This is a genomic window from Christiangramia portivictoriae DSM 23547 (assembly GCF_000423045.1).
Taxonomy (GTDB): domain Bacteria; phylum Bacteroidota; class Bacteroidia; order Flavobacteriales; family Flavobacteriaceae; genus Christiangramia; species Christiangramia portivictoriae.
Genome location: NZ_AUHF01000001.1, coordinates 370,877 through 389,361 on the forward strand (window position 1 = coordinate 370,877; position 18,485 = coordinate 389,361).

Genomic DNA, 18,485 nt, shown 5'->3' on the forward strand with positions numbered 1-18,485 from the left:
TTATGTCTAAAATTATGTCCAAGAATATTTGTCCTTTGAATGCGACCATGAATCTAATTGGTACAAAATGGAAACCTTTGGTGCTTTTCCATTTGCTCGATGGACCGGAAAGATCTGGAATTCTCAAATCCAGAATTCCTGAGATCAGCAATAAAATGTTTACGCAGACAGTACGTGAACTGGAGCAGGATTTTCTTATTTCCAGGAAGGTCTATCCGGTGGTGCCGCCAAAAGTGGAATATCAATTAACAGAAAAGGGCTATTCACTGGAGAAAATCCTGCGCGACATGGACGAATGGGGAAGGCGGCTATGACTGCTGAAATCGACTTTTCAAATACGGTCAAACATTTTTGAAATTCAGATTGAAAATTATGACCTGTTCGCGCAGAAGTTTTTCTAAATTTACGCCACGATAACATACACAACTAAACAACACAACAAATGCCGACTACGGAAGCTAAAATCTTCAACTGTACACAAAGCCGGGAGCTGGCCGAGAAAATCGCCGATCATTATGGGACTCATCTTGGAAATGTGATCACGTCCACATATAGTGATGGGGAATTCCAGCCATCTTTCGAGGAATCTGTTAGAGGGAGCAGGGTTTTTATCATTGGTTCTACCCATCCGGGCAGTGACCATTTAATGGAAATGCTCTTAATGCTGGACGCCGCAAAACGCGCTTCTGCAAGACATATTACCGCGGTGATGCCTTACTTTGGGTGGGCTAGACAGGATCGCAAGGATAAACCTCGTGTGCCAATTGCGGCAAAAATGATTGCAAGTATTCTCGAAACTGCCGGAGCGACCAGGATCATAACCATGGATCTTCACGCAGACCAGATCCAGGGATTTTTCGAAAAACCAGTGGATCATCTGTATGCCAGCACAGTATTCCTTCCTTATTTAAAAAATCTCGGTCTGGACAACCTTACCATCGCATCTCCAGATATGGGTGGTTCCAAAAGAGCTTATGCTTATTCAAAAGCTTTGGAGACCGATGTGGTGATTTGCTACAAACAAAGAGCAAAAGCCAATGTCATCTCTCATATGGAGCTTATTGGAGACGTTACCGGAAAGAATGTGGTTCTGGTGGATGACATGGTGGATACCGCGGGGACATTGACCAAAGCTGCAGATCTTATGATGGAACGTGGTGCATTGAGTGTGCGTGCGATTTGCACACATCCAGTGCTTTCCGGAGAAGCTTATAATCGCGTTGAAAAATCTAAACTGGAGGAATTGATCGTCACAGATTCTATTCCTTTGAGACAGGAAAGCAAGAAAATCAAGGTGGTAAGTTGCGCAAATCTTTTTGCAGATGTCATGAAAAGTGTAAATGACAATAAATCCATCAGCGAAAAATTCATTATGTAATTCCTACTGACTATAAATTTTGAACGCCGGTTTCTAGCCGGCGTTTTTTATGGCTATTCTTAAGCCGAAGAATTCTGAATGGTAATGATCTCGATCTCTTTTCCAGTAATGTCCTTCAGGAGATCTGCCTTCCTCAATCCTCCCCATACTTCAAGCTCAGGATCCCCGAGGGTGGTAATTTGTAATCTTATCTTCTCTGAAGCCTTGATGATCTCCAGTTCCTGAACGTTTTGATAATGACTGCGATCCAGGCCGTCGGCGAGTCGGAGTAAAGCAGCTAATTTCTCGATCCTCTTGCGTAGTTTTTTTGATAACTGCTTGTACAGATAATGTCTCTTTTTAGGAACAGTTCTTCGGTGATAACGGGCGGTATGTGCCATGATGTTGATCTCATCTTCAGTAAAACCACGCAGGTCTGCATGTCTAATAATATATAAGGCGTGTTTGTGATGTTTTCGGTAAGAAATATAATAACCAATATCGTGCATGAGGGCGGCATATTCCAGTAGCTCACGATCTGTTTCCTTCAATTGGAGATCACCCTGGAAAACATCGAATAACTGCAGACTCATGGAAGCCACGTGCCGGGAATGATCTTCCATCCAGTGACATTTCCGTAGTAATTCATGAACACTACGTTTTCGAGGTTCGGGATAATTGGCTACGAGGTCAAGTTTAGGGCGTTCCTTTTTAATAAAATCCAGGATCATGCCGTCTCTTAGGGCAGCTTCTGAAATTTTAATTTCCTCCATATCAAATTCCCTGATTAGGTATTTCACCAGTACCATTCCCGGGTTGATGATTGCTATTCTTTTTTCGTCCAGTTCACTTATATCTTCCCGTTGCTCTGAATCCAGCTGAATAAAATCTTTATACAGTTTTTTAAATTCTGAAACATCAAAAACAAGTTCGTTCAGGCTCATACTGGCGGTATGAGAATTCCTGCTGGCGATCATGGCACCTATGTTTTCCATGGTGCCAGAACTTCCAATCATTGTTCTTACCTCCTGTTGCTTCAATATTTCTGAAAGTTCCGAAAGTTCCTGTTTGTAATGTTTCTTCAATGCTTTGATCTCGTCTTTGGTAATGGGATCGCTGGAAACAAATCGAGCTGCCATGCGCGCAACGCCCAGTTTCAGACTTTGAGAATAGATAAATCTTTCATTATTGCCCAGAATGAATTCCACGCTTCCCCCGCCAATATCCACTATAAGAACCATTTCTTCGGAAAGGGCAATGCTGTGCTGGACCGCCAGGCCAATAAGTTCAGCTTCTTTCGCACCTGAAATGGCGCGTACTTTTATCCCAGATTCGGCTTTCATGCGCTGGATAAAATCTCCGCCGTTGGTGGCTTCCCGTATCGCTGAAGTGGCAAATGCTACAATCTCTTCCACGTGCATGCTGTCGCAGAGAAATTTAATTCGTTTCATGGCATCGAGGCCGCGTTGCATGGCTTCTTCGCTCAATTTGTTTTCCATGCCTTTTTCAGCGAGGATGACCATTTCCTTGAGTTTATCTATGGTACGAAAGCTACCATCAGGATAAATGTCTACCAGCACGGCATGAAAAGAGTTGGTTCCAAGATCGATCGCGGCGATTCGTTTGTTAGGATGTGACTCGGCTGTTTGATTTTCCATAGACTTCAGAATTACTTGAGTTTTCAATTTATACAATTCAAAGCTGTTCTGCGATGTAAACCATCTGAAAATAAAACAGGGAAGTATACAGAACATTTTAGCAATCAGAGTTTTATAGATTCAGAAAAAGCTTTACTTTTGCAACCTCAAAATTTTGGCAAATGAAGGCAGTCCAAAGCGGACCCGACGACATTTGTTATAACTTTAAATTACAACAATGAAATCAATTACGATCAACGGATCTAAAAGAGAAAGCGTAGGCAAGAAGGCAACGAAGGCTCTACGTAATGCTGGACAGGTTCCTTGCGTATTGTACGGCGTAGAAGGTGATCCACTACACTTTGCAGCAGAGGAAATCTCATTCAAAGACCTTGTGTACACTCCAGATGTACATACAGTTAAAATCAAATTGAAAGACGGAAAATCTTTTGATGCAATTTTACAGGATATTCAATTTCACCCGGTGAATGACGCTATCCTTCATATCGATTTCTACCAGATCTTCGATGATAAACCAATTACTATGGAAATTCCTGTTCACACTGAAGGTGTTGCAAGAGGGGTTAAGAACGGTGGTGTACTAAGATACAACCTTCGTCGTCTTAAAGTTAGAGGTTTACCAGGAGATCTTCCAGATTACATTGTTGCAAATGTATCTAAACTTAAGATCGGTCAGAAACTTTACGTAACTGGTGTTACTAGTGAGGATTATGTGATCCAGCATCCAGATAACACAGTAATCTGTCAGGTAAGAACATCTCGTAACATTGTCGCTCTTGATGACGATGATGATGAGGATGATGTTGCTCCAGACGAAGTACCAGCTACAGAGACTGATGATGTGGCAGCAGTAAAAGAAGGAGAAGACAACTAGTCTTAACTTTCAATCATATAGAAAAGCATTCCATTTTGGAATGCTTTTTTTATTGGCAGAATTTTATCATTCGGTTTTTAGCAATACAATTTCAAAGTAGCTGATAAATTTTATCTTTACGAAAACTAAATTGGATGCTTTCATTCTTCGGAAGGATATTACGTAAGAAAGAGACCGGGAAGCAAATAGATCCCATGAAGAAATTTTTGATCGTAGGCCTTGGAAACATTGGTCTGAAATACGAAAATACCAGGCATAACATAGGGTTTAAGATCCTTGATGAACTTGCCAGCGAAAAAGAGGTGAGCTTTGAAACGCAGAAACTGGGCGATGTGGCCAGTTTTAAATATAAAGGTAGAACCTTTGTGCTGCTCAAACCCAGCACATACATGAATCTTAGCGGAAAAGCAGTGAATTACTGGATGCAGAAGGAAAAGATCAGCCTGGAGAATCTGCTTGTCGTGACAGATGATCTCAACCTTTCGTTTGGAACTTTACGACTTAAAACCAAAGGCAGTGATGGAGGCCATAATGGTCTTAAGGATATACAGGCACAGTTAAATACAACGAAGTACAATCGCTTTAGATTTGGAATCAGTGATGAATTTGCCAAGGGACAGCAGGTAGATTATGTACTTGGTGAATGGGAAGAGGATGAACTTCAAAAGATGCCGGAACGTTTAAAAACTTCCGCAGAGTTAATACTAAGCTTTGGAACGGCAGGAGTTTCCAATACCATGAATTCATTTAACGGAAAATAGCAGGATTTGGAACAGCATAAAGGTGCAAACTCATTTCATAGTGAACGGCAAACCGTAGTGACCATAGGAACCTTCGATGGGGTTCATGCGGGACATCGCAAGATCATAGATCGCCTGGTGAACGCTGCGAGGGCCAATAACCTGGACTCGGTAGTGCTTACCTTTTTTCCTCATCCAAGAATGGTATTGCAAAAAGAAAGTGATATTAAATTGATCAATACCATCGAGGAGCGCAGGCAATTATTAGATGAAACCGGGATTGATCATCTGGTTGTTCACCCGTTTACCCATCAGTTTTCGAGATTGACGGCTTTAGAATTTGTACGGGATATTCTCGTAAACAAACTGCGCGCTAAAAAGATCATTATAGGCTACGATCATCGCTTTGGACGTAATCGAACTGCAGATATTAACGATCTCAGGCAATTTGGAAAAGAATTTGGTTTCGAAGTGGAAGAGATCTCCCAGCAGGATGTGGAGCAGGTGGCAGTTAGTTCTACTAAAATACGAAAAGCTCTTCTGAACGGAAGAGTGGAACAGGCCAATATTTACCTTCAAAGCAAATTTACCCTGAAAGGAACCGTGGTTAGAGGAAGAGGAATTGGAAAAGATCTGGGCTATCCCACCGCAAATCTTGAGATTTCTGAAGACTACAAACTTATCCCTAAAAATGGTGTTTATGTGGTAAGATCTGTTCTGGATGGGGATGTTATATTCGGAATGATGAATATTGGGACCAATCCCACCGTGGGAGGTAAGGAGCAAACCATCGAAACTTATTTCTTTGATCTTGATCGCGATCTCTACGGAAAAGAATTTGCCATAGAAATGCTGATAAGAATTCGCGATGAAAAGAAATTCAATTCAGTAGACGAATTAAAGGTCGCGATGAAGCAGGACCAGGCGTTTTCAAGTCAATTTATCAAGGATAATTATGCTGAATAGGTGGTTGTTCAAAGAGGTCGATAATTCAGCACTCGTTGTTTTTCGTGCTTTATTTGGATTATTGATCACTATTGAGGCTTTTGGAGCCATTTTTACAGGCTGGGTTCGTCGTACCATGATAGAGCCCGAGTTTACGTTCAATTTTATAGGATTTGAATTTTTACAGCCGCTACCTGGCAACGGAATGATCTGGTATTACGCGATCATGGGTGTTTTCGGCATTTTCGTCATGCTGGGATTCAAATATCGCATGTCCATGGTACTGTACGGGATCATGTGGGCAGGGGTCTATTTAATGCAGAAATCCTCGTACAATAATCACTACTACCTGCTAATGCTTCTTTGTTTTATCATGAGCCTGTTACCGGCACATCGCTGGTTTTCAATAGATGCATGGAGAAAACCGGAAATTAGCAGGATTTCCATGCCCAGATGGGTCTGGGTGGTCATTGTACTTCAGTTATGGATCGTGTATACCTACGCTTCCATAGCGAAATTATATCCAGACTGGCTGGATGGTAGTTTCCCGGCAATGCTTATGGCTTCCAAAAAAGATTACTGGCTGGTTGGGGAATTTCTTCAGCAATCCTGGATTCGCTATGCGATCACTTATTTCGGGCTGCTGTTCGATCTTTTGATAATCCCATTACTTCTCTGGAAGAGAACAAGATTGACCGCATTTATAGCCGCTATTTTCTTCCATCTTTTCAACAGCTTTATTTTTCATATTGGTATTTTCCCCTATATGTCGCTGGCCTTCTGTATCTTCTTTTTTCCTTCGGAAGCTATCAATAAGGTATTTTTGCGTGGAAAGAAGAAATTTTATACAGGTGATGAAATCCATGTGCCATCCTGGAATAAGATCTTTATTGGTGCTTTGGCAGTCTGGTTCGCCATACAGGTCGCCCTGCCGTTGCGACACTGGTTTTTCCAGGACGATGTACTCTGGACCGAAGAAGGTCACCGCCTGAGCTGGCGAATGATGCTTCGGGGTAAAGGAGGCAGAATCACTTTTAAAGTCGTGGAAAAAGGAACCAGCGACACTATTATCGTTCAGAAAGAAGATTATTTATCACCAAAACAACTAAGAGCCATACCAAGCAAACCAGACATGATCTGGCAATTTGCTCAAAGGCTTGAGCAGGAATATGCTGATAAAGGCATGGAAGTGGAAGTTTACACTGAAGGAAAAATAAGGGTAAACCGTGGGCCTTACAAAACACTGATTGATCCAAAAGTAGATCTGGCGGCTGAAGAATGGCAGCATTTTCGTCATCACGACTGGATTTTACCTTCCAGTGAAGACTAATTTTCTAACCTACTTTTGCTACATTTGCAGCTTATAAAAATTTCAAATTCATTTAAAATTTTCCGGCCTTATGTTACAGGTTTCCAAAATAGCAGAACATAAAGACGAATATATTCAGGCTCTCAAAAAGCGAAATTTTGAGGCTGAGCAGGTATTCGATAAGATCCTTGATCTCGACGAAACCAGAAGGTCCACCCAGGCGCAACTGGATGATACCCTGGCGACCTCCAACAAGCTTTCAAAGGAAATTGGGCTTATGTTCAAAAATGGAGAGCAGCAGAAGGCCAACGTCCTGAAGCAAAAGACCGGAAAATTAAAGGAAGACTCCAGGGAGCTTTCTGAAAAACTAAATAGCACGATCGCGCAACTACAGGAGTTGTTATACACGATCCCGAACATTCCTCATCCTTCTGTTCCAGCTGGTGCAACCGAGGAGGATAATGAAGAAGTATTTAAGGAAGGTGATATTCCGGTACTGGCTGAAGGCTCTCAGCCTCACTGGGAACTTGCAAAAAAATATGATATCATAGATTTCGAGCTGGGAAATAAGATTACTGGTGCAGGATTTCCGGTTTATAAAGGTAAAGGAGCACGATTACAGCGTGCGCTTATCACCTGGTTCCTGGATAAAGCAACTGAGGCAGGTTATACTGAATATCAATTGCCTCTTATGGTCAATGAGGCTTCAGGTTATGGAACAGGACAGTTGCCAGATAAAGAAGGGCAGATGTATCATGTATCCGAAGATGATCTTTACCTGATCCCAACGGCTGAGGTTCCTATGACGAACATGTTTCGTGATAATTTGATGACCGAAAAGGATTTTCCAATCAAATGTACCGGTTATACGCCATGTTTCAGAAGAGAAGCCGGGTCTTATGGAGCACATGTTCGAGGGTTAAATCGTTTGCATCAATTTGATAAAGTGGAGATCGTACGAGTGGAAACTCAGGAAAACTCTTATACAGCTTTGGATGGGATGGTAGATCATATCAAAAACCTGCTCAAAGAACTAAAACTTCCATACCGAATTTTGCGTCTTTGTGGTGGCGATCTTGGATTCACGGCAGCGCTTACTTACGATTTTGAAGTCTTCTCTACAGCACAGGATAGATGGCTGGAAATAAGTTCGGTTTCGAATTTTGAAACTTTCCAGGCCAACCGACTCAAATTACGTTACAAGAATAAAGAGAATCAAAAGGAACTGGCCCATACTTTAAATGGTAGTGCCCTTGCTTTGCCTAGAGTACTTGCGGGAATCCTTGAAAATTACCAGACTGAAAACGGAATTAAAGTTCCTGAAGTCCTGGTTCCCTACTGTGGTTTCGATTTGATCGATTAAGCTGAGGCTCACCATACTGGAACAGCACAAATGTTTATATTTACATATGCGCTGTTTTTTATTTATCATGTTTTTCCTGCTTACCGACTCTGTAACGGTTGCACAATCTGAGCAACTGGCCAGGAATTTCTTCGATCAGGGAGAATACAAAAAAGCAGTTGAAATTTACAAGGAGATTTACGAGGATAATCCTTCCAATCCCGTCATTTTTAACGGTCTCGTAAGTTCCTATCAGCAACTGGAAAATTTCAAAGCTGCGGAAGATCTTTTGCGGGAGCGTATGAATGCTTCAGCGAATAACCCGGCGATCCTTATTGATATTGGACATAATTATGAATTACAGCAAAACCTGGAACGTGCAGAACAATTTTACCAGGAGGCGCTGCAGGCCGGGGAATCGCGTCCCAATTACGCCTATTCCATCGCACGTAGTTTTGAGAAGTACAGCCTGCTGGACTACGCGGTAAAAGCTTATGAACGCGCCATGGAGATCAATCCCGCGCAGAACTTTAATCTGCAACTTGCCAGGATTTACGGAGAACAGGGAGACACTGAGAAAATGTTTGCCAATTACCTCGATCTCATAGAAGATGATTCTAAATTTTATAGTCTGGCCAACCGGGAATTCAGCAGATATATTACGGAAGATCCTTCTGCGGAAGCCAATAATAATTTTAGAAAATTACTACTAAAGAGATCCCAAGAAGATCCAGGCTTATTATATAATCAAATGCTCAGCTGGTTATTCGTTCAGCAGAAGCAATACGACAAGGCTTTTATACAGGAACGCGCAATGTATAAAAGAGGAGAAAAGAACTTACAGGGAATCCTAAATCTTGCACTGCTGGCAAGGGATGCTAAGAAATTTGAGGAAGCGCAGGAAATCCTGGGCTACGCGATCACAGAATCGCCTTCTCCGTCTTTCAATTTACAGGCCCGTCATTTATTGTTGAAATTAAAAACCGAAACGCTAACTTCAGCAGGTTTGGATGAACTGGAATCGGAATTTGAACAATTGCTTGAAGAATATGGAGTTACTAACGAAACGCTGGAACTTCAGATCGATCTGGCAAACTTTAGAGCCTTCCGTAGAGATAAAAAAGAGGAGGCGATTAGTATGCTGGACAATGCACAGGAGTTGCAGTTATCGAATTTTGAAAAAGCCAAGGTAAAAATGGCACTGGCAGACATCCTGGTACTTCAGGAAAAATTTGATCAGGCCCTAATCTATTACTCACAAATACAAAACCTGGTGAAAAATGATGTCATGGCGCAGGATGCCAGGTTCAAGGTGGCTAAAACCAGTTATTATAAGGGTGATTTTGAATGGGCGAAAACTCAGCTTGATATTCTTAAAAAATCCACTTCTCAATTAATCGCCAATGATGCCATGGAACTAAGTCTGCTCATTAGTGATAATAGCCAGGAAGATAGTACGCAAACTGCACTTAAAAAGTATGCAAAGGCAGATCTGCTGGCTTTTCAAAAGCGAAACCCGGAGGCGATCTCCATGCTCCACAACATCCTGGAAACGCATAAAGGTGAAAGTATTGAGGATGAGGCATTGTATTCACAGGCAAAGCTTTTTGAACAGGAATCGATCTATGACGAGGCAGAACATAATTATTTGCAGATCATACAATCCTATGGTGATGATATCCTGGCAGATAATGCGCATTATTTCTTGGCCGAGCTCTATGTAAACAAGCTTGAACATCCAGAGAAAGCAAAGCCGCTTTACGAGCAAATTATCTTTAACTTTGCCAACAGTATCTACTTTACAGATGCCCGAAAAAAGTACCGGCAGCTTCGTGGAGATGTACTGGAATAAATCAATTAAAATTTTCCCATGATTATTTATAACGTGACCCTGAACGTACAGGAAGAGATCCATGACCAGTGGATGGAGTGGATGCAAAAAGAGCATATCCCGGAAATGTTGAAAACAGGAAAGTTCAGCAAGGCCTTGATGACCAAAGTAATGGTGCAGGAACCTATGGGTGGCATCACCTATTCGGTACAGTATACTACGGAAAGTAAGGAAATGCTGGAGCGCTATTACAATGAGGATGCCACCAGAATGCGAGCAAGTTCCAAAGCCTTCGAAGGTAAATTTGTGGCTTTTAGAACTGAACTTGAAATAATTGGTGAACATACTTCACAGGAATAATCAACTATGAAAAATAACAGGCCACCAGGACAGAATTCCAATACAGATGTAAGGGCTAAAAAACATCTTGGTCAGCACTTTTTGACAGATGAGAATATCGCCAGGAAGATCGCTGATACTCTGCAATATTCCGGGTATGAAAAAACTTTGGAGATAGGACCGGGGATGGGTGTGCTTACAAAATATCTACTTGAAAAGGATACTGAAGTTCACGTGATCGAAATCGATTCAGAAAGTGTGGAATATCTGGAAAGTCATTACCTGCATTTGCGTGGTCGAATTCATGAAAAGGACTTTTTAAAACATGACCTAGGGAGCATTTTTAAAGAGGAACAGTTCGCTGTAATTGGTAATTTTCCCTATAATATTTCCACACAGATCGTTTTCAAGGTTTTGCAAATGCGTGACCAGATTCCTGAATTTTCTGGAATGTTTCAGAAAGAAGTCGCTAAAAGAATTTGTGAAAAGGAAGGAAGCAAAGCTTATGGAATTCTAAGCGTTCTGGTACAGGCCTTTTATGAAGCAGAATACCTGTTTACCGTACCTCCAACAGTTTTTAATCCGCCTCCTAAAGTAGATAGCGGAGTGCTACGTTTAAAGCGCAAAGAAAATTACAGTCTTCCCTGTAATGAAAAGCTGTTTTTCACCGTGGTGAAAACCTCTTTTAACCAGCGTAGAAAAACACTTCGTAATTCTTTAAAAAGTCTTAATCTTCCAGATAATTTAAGGGAAGATACTATATTTGGCTCTCGACCGGAACAACTCGGTTTCCAGCAGTTTATTGAACTGACGCAAAAAATAGAGCCGTATGCAGTTTCAAATAAGTGAAGAATTAATAGACAAGATCCAGTACCTCATCGAACAGGGAAACGATGAGGAATTGTTGTTGCATCTTGAAGATGTGCATCATGCTGATATTGCTGAAATTCTTACCGAGATCAACCTGGAAGAAGCCACTTATATCGTTAGGCTTCTGGATAGTGAGAAAACTGCTGAAGCTCTTATGGAGCTGGAAGAAAATGTTCGGGAACGTATTCTTGAAAATCTTTCTCCCAGTGAGATCGCCTCAGAGCTGAATGAAATGGATACCGATGACGCGGCAGATATTATTTCTGAACTGTCACCGGAACTTCAGCAAAATGTAATCGCCGAAATTGAGGATGAAGAGCATGCAGACCATATCGTGGAACTGCTGCGTTACGACGAAGATTCTGCCGGGGGTTTGATGGCAAAGGAACTTGTAAAGGTGAACGAAAACTGGAGTGTGACTGGCTGTATGGCCGAGATGCGCAAACAGGCAGAGAACGTCACCCGTGTTCATTCCATTTATGTCGTTGATTCCAAAAATAAATTAAAGGGTAGACTGTCCCTAAAGGATTTGCTAACCGCACCAAGCAATGCAAATATCAGCGATGTTTATATTCCACAGGTAGACTATGTAAATGTGCATACTGAAGGTGACGAGGTAGCGCGGATCATGCAAAAATATGACCTGGAAGCGATTCCCGTCGTAGATGAAATGAGCAGGCTGGTTGGGAGAATTACGGTAGATGATATTCTTGATTTCGTAAGGGAAGAAGCTGAAAAAGATTATCAAATGGCCGCCGGTATCTCTGAAGATGTGGAGGCCGATGATAACATTTTCAAGCAAACAAGGGCGAGATTACCCTGGTTAATGATCGGGATGTTCGGTGGTCTCGGGGCTGCCAGTATCATTTCCGGGTTTGAAACCATACTTACCACCTATCCAAATTTACTTGTATTTGTGCCGCTTATCCAGGCAACTGCCGGGAATGTGGGAGTACAGTCCAGTGCGATCATCGTACAGGGACTGGCGAATGACAGTTTGCGAGGCAATATTTTATCCCGGCTTCTTAAAGAATTTGGCCTGGCTCTTATCAATGGAACTTCGATCGCACTGATAGTTTTCGCCATTAGTTCCTATTTCTTTGGAACCAGCATCCAGGAATCGATTAGTATTGGCGTGGCCCTGATCTCTGTGATTGTATTAGCGGCTTTAATTGGAACATTCATCCCAATTATTCTGAATAAAAACAATATCGATCCCGCTGTTGCCACCGGACCATTTATTACTACAAGCAATGATGTTTTCGGGATCCTTACTTATTTTCTTATCGCCAAAGCGATCCTTGGATTCTAGCACTATTTTACGGCTTCTGCCAAATCATTCTTAACTTTGCAGCAGGCATTTTCAGTAGATCACTGAAAGTGTGAAAATTGCTAAATTCAAACAAGAAAGACATGAATATCCTGCACGCAGATACCAATCACCCCATATTAATGAAGAAACTGGCTGAAGCCGGTCATCACAATATAGAAGGCTTTGAGCAAGGCCGGGAAGAAACGCTTCAGAATCAACATTTATACGACGGTATCGTGATAAGAAGTCGGTTTAAGATCGACAGGGAATTCATGGACGCTGCGCCTAACTTAAAATTTATTGCCCGGGTTGGTGCCGGACTCGAAAGTATTGACGTGGAATATGCTCAGGAACGCGGAATCAAACTTTTCTCTGCGCCAGAAGGAAATGCCAATGCGGTAGGAGAACACGCCCTTGGAATGCTGTTATCCCTGTTTAACAGGCTCAACAAAGCAGATCGTGAAGTTCGGGAAGGTCTCTGGCACCGGGAAGAAAACCGCGGTGTGGAACTTGATGGAAAAACAGTTGGCCTGATTGGCTACGGAAACATGGGAAAAAGTTTTGCGAAAAAATTGAGAGGTTTTGATGTGGACGTTATTTTCTATGATCTGAAGGAGGGAATTGCAGATGAGAATGCAAGACAGGTTTCCTACGATGAATTTTTTGAAAAAGCAGATGTAGTGAGTTTGCATACTCCATTGACAGAGAAGACCCATCAAATGATCAATAAGGAATTTATCGCTAACTTTAAGAAGCCATTCTGGTTTATCAATACAGCCAGAGGGAAAAGTGCGATAACAGAAGATCTTGTGGAAGCCTTGAAAGAAGGGAAAATTCTAGGTGCAGGGCTGGATGTACTGGAATATGAGAAGTCCAGCTTTGAAAGTCTTTTTGGTAATAAAAAGAACGTAAGCATAAGTGCGGCAGATCCTATTCCGGAAGCTTTAAGAGAGCTTATGTTCATGCCACATACACTATTGAGTCCGCATGTAGCGGGATGGACCCGGGAATCTCACGAGAAACTGGCAACGGTAATTGCAGATAAGATCATTGAAAGTTTTGGTCGAGTAGAGCAGTAGACGTTTTACTTTACCACTTTCAACCAATATAAATTAATGCCTTATGAAAAACAGGGTCACAGGTTTGGGAGGTTTCTTTTTTAAAACAAAAGATGCTGATGCTACAAAGAGCTGGTACCATCAGCATCTGGGTTTGGATACAGATCAATATGGCTGTACTTTCTGGTGGAAGGATCAACAAGGGAATGATTGCTCAACACAATGGAGCCCGATGGATCATCAAACTGAATATTTCAAGCCTTCGGACAAACAATTTATGATGAATTTCAGGGTAGAAAACCTGGAAGAATTACTGAAGGTTTTGAAAACTGAAGGAGTAGAAGTTGTAGGCGAAATGGAAACCTATGATTATGGTAAGTTTGGATGGATCCTGGATCCGGAAGGAAACAAAATTGAATTATGGGAGCCGGTAGATCAGGTTTTCCTGGATCAGAAAGCAAAAGATAACCAATAAAAAAAGCCATGCATCGCATGGCTTTTTTCTGAATTCAATATTTTATTAAGCTTTGGTGGTAAGATCCAGTAAAGCTTCTTTGATCGACTGTTGTCCTTCGATCGCTTCAAAAGTCATATTCTTTACTAAAGGATCTGCCAGTGACATCACCAATAGAAATGCCACATCATCCCTGGAAATCTCACCTCGTTTTCCAAGTGAACCTTCTGCAACTTCAACCTTGGCCAGTCCTATATCATCGGTTAATGCACCTGGTCTAACGATCGTATAATTCAACCCGCTTGCACGAAGATAGTCATCAGCTTCTTTTTTTGCTTCCAGGTAATGTTTCAGATCTTCATTTTTCGAAGGATCATCTGCAGCCATCGCGCTTAACATCACAAACTTCTGAACTCTTGAATTTTTAGCGGCATCTATAAGTTTCTTGGCACCTTCCTGGTCTACAGCGATTGTTTTCTCCTCGCTGGTCGCACCACCAGATCCTGCGGCGAAGATCACCTTGTCGATACCTTTCATGGTGTGACTTACATCTCCTTCAAGATCTCCCATTACGGCTTCCACATCCATATCTTCGAACTGCTGTCTCTGCTCCTCTTTCCTAATAAGTGCCAGCGGATTAAAACTTTCAGAATTATTCAGGATTTCGATCACTCTTTTTCCTGTAGCACCGGTTGCACCGGCTATTAAAATATTTTCCATGTTGTTAGCTTTTATAGCTGCAAGTTAAGAATCAGGCATTCCAATATCCAGTAAAAACATCAGAATAACAGTATCTTAACAGCGGTTCATTGCTCATTTGTGCCTGCTGCTGCTCGTTCTTCAAGTTCCTTCTGAAACTCTTCCATAACCGGTCTCACGGTGCTCTCCGGCAGATCTGCGATCCTGATGTACATAAGGCCATCTACCGCATCATTGAACAAAGGATCTACATTGAAGGCAACTACCTTGGCATTCTGTTTTATATATTTCTTGATAAGTACCGGCAGTCTTAAGTTTTCGGGTTCCAGCTCGTCAATGATACGATCAAATTTGTTGAGGTCTGCTTCGCTTTCGTCAAATACAAGGTCTTTGTCTGCGTCTACCAGTTTTACCTTAAACTCTTTCTTTGGATGCACATACTGTGCAACATAAGGATCGTAATAATTGGACTTCATGAATTCGATCATCAGCGATTTTGAAAAATTACTGAATTTGTCGCTAATGGTAACTCCGCCAATAAGGTATTTATGCTCAGGAAAACGTAGCGTACAATGCACAATTCCTTTCCAGAGCAGGAATAAAGGCATTGGTTTTAGCTGGTATTCTTTAATAATAAAAGCCCGGCCCATTTCGATGCTCTCGCTCATCATCTTATACAGTTCTGGTTCAAAACCAAACAGGTCCTGCAGGTAAAAACCATCAATACCGTGTGCAGCAAAGATTTCATTGCCCATTCCCATTCTGTACGCACCGGCGATCTTTTCGGCTTCACGATCCCAGAGAAACAGGTGATGGTAATGATCGTCAAATTTATCCAGATCTACGCTTTTATTAGTGCCTTCTCCTACTTCCCGAAAGGTGATTTCCCTCAGTCTGCCAATTTCATTGAGAATATTTGGGATCACTTCGCGTTTGGCCAGGAATACTTCATAGTTTTTGCTCTGCAGAAGTCGTTTATCCATTTTACGGCAATTCTCGACCTCATTGATCATTAATGCAGAATTGGTTTCTTCAGCGACGTCTTTTGGAGATCTGGGGATCTTCAATGTCCTTGGAAGCTTCGAGAGTAATTTTTTCTTTTCGAAAACATTGGCAAGCATATATGTTTTACGGCGCAAAAACGCGGTATAGGCTTCCAGATTGGTGTGTTCCTTTTGATCTTCTACTGAAATTGGGTGGCCAATTCTAACCTTGATCTTCCTGCGTTTCTGGGAAAGCATTTCACTGGGTAACTTTGCGGTACGCAGCACATCGCTCATACTGGCCAGGCGGTAAAAAAACAAACTGTTTTTCGCATGAAAATAGATTGGTAGCACCGGGACTTTCGATTTCTGGATAAGCTTCATGGCTGAAGGTTCCCAGGGTCTATCCACGATCAGGTGATTGTCCTTGCTGGTTGAAACTTCCCCTGCAGGAAAAATTCCCAAAGCATTGCCGGCTTTGAGATGTGCGATCGATTTTTTCATGCCCCCTAAACTCGACCTGGCCTCCTTATGATCTTCAAAAGGATTTACCGGTAGAATATAAGGTTTAAGTGGATCTAGACGATGTAGAAGAAAATTGGCAATTACTTTGTAATCAGGTCTTTTTTGAAGCACCAGTTTCATCAGGATCATTCCATCGATACCGCCAAGAGGGTGATTGGAAACAGTAATAAATGCACCGTCCTTCGGAATTCGTTTCAGATCTTTTTCTGGAATATCAAAATCGATCTCAAATTCATTAAGAATAGCGTCTATAAATTCTATTCCATTAAGGTTTTTTCGTTGATCGTACTCACGATTGATACGGGAAAGTTTCGTAGTCTTCAGGATTAGCCAGCCTATGCTGTCTCCAATAAAGCCAAATTTCCGAAGGTTCATCACTTCGGCTACTTCTCTTGCACTTACGATTCCCATAATTGCCTGGTTTGGTTAGTTTCTGACCTAAAATCAATCTTCTGCTACCAGTTGAACGGTGTTTTGGGTCAGTTGTTTTAAAAGTACGGTTTTATCCTTTTCCAGGCTAGCGATCGCTTCAGCATCAAAATGCCTGATGGTATAGAGAGAAACACCCGTTTTATAATCCACCTTGAACCTCGCCTTAAGATGCTGTATCAGTTTTTCCAGTTGATTGAATTTATTATCCACGCAAACTTTAAAACTAATGGCTGAATTTTGAATAAGATCCACCTTCATTTGGTACTTATGGAAAAGTTTGAATATTTCTGAAATATTTTCTTCTACCATAAAGCTGAAATCCAGAGAGGACAGTGAGATGAGGACCTGGTTCTTCTTAACGATAAAGCAGGGCACTTCAGGAAAAATAGTTCTGCCTTTACTAACCGCAGTACCTTCTTCCGATGGATTTATAAAAGATCGAACATAAAGCGGGATTTCCTTTCGCTGTAATGGCTGAAGTGTTTTAGGATGAATGACCGAAGCTCCATAAAACGCCAGTTCAATAGCTTCTTCATATGAGATCTGGTTGAGTAAATGTGTCTCGGAAAAGTACCGTGGATCTGCATTTAAAACACCAGCCACATCTTTCCAGATCGTTACATTTTCAGCATTAAGGCAGTAAGCCAGTATTGCAGCGGAATAATCTGAACCTTCCCGGCCTAATGTCGTCGTGAAATTGTTCGCGTCTGAAGCAATAAAACCCTGTGTAATATTGAGTTTGGCCGTGTCGATATGATCAAGTACAAGATCCTGAGTTGATCTCCAGTTTACCTGTGCCTCGCGGTTAGTACTATCTGTCTTAATGAATTGTCTCGCATCCAGCCACTGTGAAGGGATCTGCATACTATTAAGATACTCGCTGACGATCGTGGTTGAAAGCAGCTCTCCAAAGCTCACAACCTGATCGTACACGAAATCATACTGAGTGGACCTGTTATGCTCTAAAAAGTTCTCAAGTTCGGTAAAAAGCTTTTGAATTTTAGCAAAAACGTGTGCTCTAGTATCTGGAAAAAGCTCCTGCATGATCTCCAGATGATAAGTTTTCACTTCTTCCAGGATATTATTGATTTTGGAGTTTTGTAAATACTCCTGTACAACGAGTTCCAGAGCATTCGTGGTTTTCCCCATCGCAGAAATGACGATCAGTTTTTCCGCAGTTCCAGTAACTTTAAGAACCTTCAGGAGATTACGAACGCCTTCCGCATTTTTTACCGAAGCGCCTCCAAACTTAAATACTTTGATCACTATTTTTTTACATTTTTATGGATGCCACTTTCTTCCATATGCACTGTTTTCCAGCTCTCCTTGATTTGTGCACCTGTGTTTTCATAAAATTCGATCGCATTTCTATTTCCTTCTGAAACGACCCATTCTATACGTTTAACGCCATGATCATGGCCATATTTCACGACCTGTTGGTATAAAGCTCCGCCAAGACCGGTTCCACGCATACTTTCACGAACGATAAGATCTTCCAGATGTACAGTTCTTCCTTTCCAGGTAGAAAACCTGAAATATACCAGCGCCATACCCTCAATCTTACCAGATACATCGGCAACAAAACATTTAAAGTTTTCGTGCTCAAAACCCTCTTTTTCCAGGGCGGCAACATCCACCTCTACGTCTTCCAGATGATTTTCATGTGCAGCTAGTTCCTTTATAAGTTCCAGAACATCGCGCATGTCTTCACGTCTGGCTTCTCTAATTGTATATTCCATAAGTCTAATTTTCTCAAA

At 41.7% G+C, this 18,485-nt stretch carries 18 protein-coding genes; 13 read left to right on the plus strand and 5 right to left on the minus strand.

What is annotated here, in order from left to right; all coding sequences use genetic code 11:
• Window positions 1-14 precede the first annotated feature (14 nt).
• Both G529_RS0101790 and G529_RS0101795 read left to right on the plus strand, forming a co-directional pair.
• The gene (locus G529_RS0101790; RefSeq protein WP_026913895.1) at window positions 15-314 is read left to right on the plus strand and encodes a winged helix-turn-helix transcriptional regulator; all 300 of its coding nucleotides are present in this window, start codon (window positions 15-17) and stop codon (window positions 312-314) included.
• 128 nt (window positions 315-442) lie between these two features.
• Window positions 443-1,378: a ribose-phosphate pyrophosphokinase gene (locus G529_RS0101795; protein WP_026913896.1), complete on the plus strand. Its 936-nt coding sequence runs from the start codon at window positions 443-445 to the stop codon at window positions 1,376-1,378.
• A gap of 59 nt (window positions 1,379-1,437) precedes the next feature.
• Here the strand turns inward: G529_RS0101795 and G529_RS0101800 are convergent, their stop codons facing one another.
• Window positions 1,438-3,015: a Ppx/GppA phosphatase family protein gene (locus tag G529_RS0101800; RefSeq protein WP_026913897.1), complete on the minus strand. Its 1,578-nt coding sequence runs from the start codon at window positions 3,013-3,015 to the stop codon at window positions 1,438-1,440.
• Between the two features lie 217 nt (window positions 3,016-3,232).
• On the opposite strand from G529_RS0101800, the gene G529_RS0101805 reads away from it, so the two are divergent.
• From G529_RS0101805 to G529_RS0101855, 11 genes are all read left to right on the plus strand, one after another.
• Complete coding sequence (locus G529_RS0101805; RefSeq protein WP_026913898.1) at window positions 3,233-3,889, plus strand: 50S ribosomal protein L25/general stress protein Ctc; 657 nt, start codon at window positions 3,233-3,235, stop codon at window positions 3,887-3,889.
• A 134-nt stretch (window positions 3,890-4,023) separates the two neighbouring features.
• The gene (gene pth / locus G529_RS0101810) at window positions 4,024-4,650 is read left to right on the plus strand and encodes an aminoacyl-tRNA hydrolase (protein WP_026913899.1); all 627 of its coding nucleotides are present in this window, start codon (window positions 4,024-4,026) and stop codon (window positions 4,648-4,650) included.
• Between the two features lie 6 nt (window positions 4,651-4,656).
• A complete protein-coding gene (locus G529_RS0101815; RefSeq protein WP_026913900.1) occupies window positions 4,657-5,595 on the plus strand; it encodes a bifunctional riboflavin kinase/FAD synthetase in 939 nt (312 codons plus the stop codon).
• Window positions 5,585-6,904, plus strand: coding sequence for an HTTM domain-containing protein (locus G529_RS0101820; RefSeq protein WP_026913901.1), 1,320 nt, complete (start codon window positions 5,585-5,587; stop codon window positions 6,902-6,904). The genes G529_RS0101815 and G529_RS0101820 overlap by 11 nt, the downstream gene beginning before the upstream one ends.
• Window positions 6,905-6,974: 70 nt before the next feature.
• A complete protein-coding gene (gene serS / locus G529_RS0101825; protein ID WP_026913902.1) occupies window positions 6,975-8,246 on the plus strand; it encodes a serine--tRNA ligase in 1,272 nt (423 codons plus the stop codon).
• A gap of 46 nt (window positions 8,247-8,292) precedes the next feature.
• A complete protein-coding gene (locus G529_RS0101830; RefSeq protein ID WP_026913903.1) occupies window positions 8,293-10,077 on the plus strand; it encodes a tetratricopeptide repeat protein in 1,785 nt (594 codons plus the stop codon).
• A gap of 18 nt (window positions 10,078-10,095) precedes the next feature.
• A complete protein-coding gene (locus tag G529_RS0101835) occupies window positions 10,096-10,416 on the plus strand; it encodes a DUF4286 family protein (protein ID WP_026913904.1) in 321 nt (106 codons plus the stop codon).
• 6 nt (window positions 10,417-10,422) lie between these two features.
• A complete protein-coding gene (gene rsmA / locus G529_RS0101840) occupies window positions 10,423-11,244 on the plus strand; it encodes a 16S rRNA (adenine(1518)-N(6)/adenine(1519)-N(6))-dimethyltransferase RsmA (RefSeq protein WP_026913905.1) in 822 nt (273 codons plus the stop codon).
• Window positions 11,225-12,577, plus strand: a complete 1,353-nt coding sequence (gene mgtE, locus G529_RS0101845; protein WP_026913906.1) for a magnesium transporter — start codon at window positions 11,225-11,227, stop codon at window positions 12,575-12,577. Before rsmA ends, mgtE begins: the two co-directional genes overlap by 20 nt.
• A gap of 101 nt (window positions 12,578-12,678) precedes the next feature.
• Window positions 12,679-13,656: a 2-hydroxyacid dehydrogenase gene (locus tag G529_RS0101850; RefSeq protein WP_026913907.1), complete on the plus strand. Its 978-nt coding sequence runs from the start codon at window positions 12,679-12,681 to the stop codon at window positions 13,654-13,656.
• Window positions 13,657-13,699: 43 nt separating this feature from the next.
• A complete protein-coding gene (locus G529_RS0101855) occupies window positions 13,700-14,110 on the plus strand; it encodes a VOC family protein (RefSeq protein ID WP_026913908.1) in 411 nt (136 codons plus the stop codon).
• A gap of 45 nt (window positions 14,111-14,155) precedes the next feature.
• Here G529_RS0101855 and G529_RS0101860 read toward each other — a convergent pair whose 3' ends face one another.
• The 4 genes from G529_RS0101860 to G529_RS0101875 all read right to left on the minus strand — a co-directional run bounded on the left by G529_RS0101860 (window position 14,156) and on the right by G529_RS0101875 (window position 18,467).
• On the minus strand, window positions 14,156-14,809 hold the full coding sequence (locus G529_RS0101860; protein WP_026913909.1) for an SDR family oxidoreductase: 654 nt from the start codon (window positions 14,807-14,809) through the stop codon (window positions 14,156-14,158).
• 86 nt (window positions 14,810-14,895) lie between these two features.
• Complete coding sequence (locus tag G529_RS0101865; RefSeq protein WP_026913910.1) at window positions 14,896-16,707, minus strand: GNAT family N-acyltransferase; 1,812 nt, start codon at window positions 16,705-16,707, stop codon at window positions 14,896-14,898.
• Window positions 16,708-16,740: 33 nt separating this feature from the next.
• On the minus strand, window positions 16,741-17,991 hold the full coding sequence (locus tag G529_RS0101870; protein WP_026913911.1) for an aspartate kinase: 1,251 nt from the start codon (window positions 17,989-17,991) through the stop codon (window positions 16,741-16,743).
• Between the two features lie 2 nt (window positions 17,992-17,993).
• Window positions 17,994-18,467 carry a GNAT family N-acetyltransferase gene (locus G529_RS0101875; protein WP_026913912.1) on the minus strand — a complete coding sequence of 158 codons (474 nt, stop codon included), beginning with the start codon at window positions 18,465-18,467 and terminating at the stop codon, window positions 17,994-17,996.
• Window positions 18,468-18,485 lie beyond the last annotated feature (18 nt).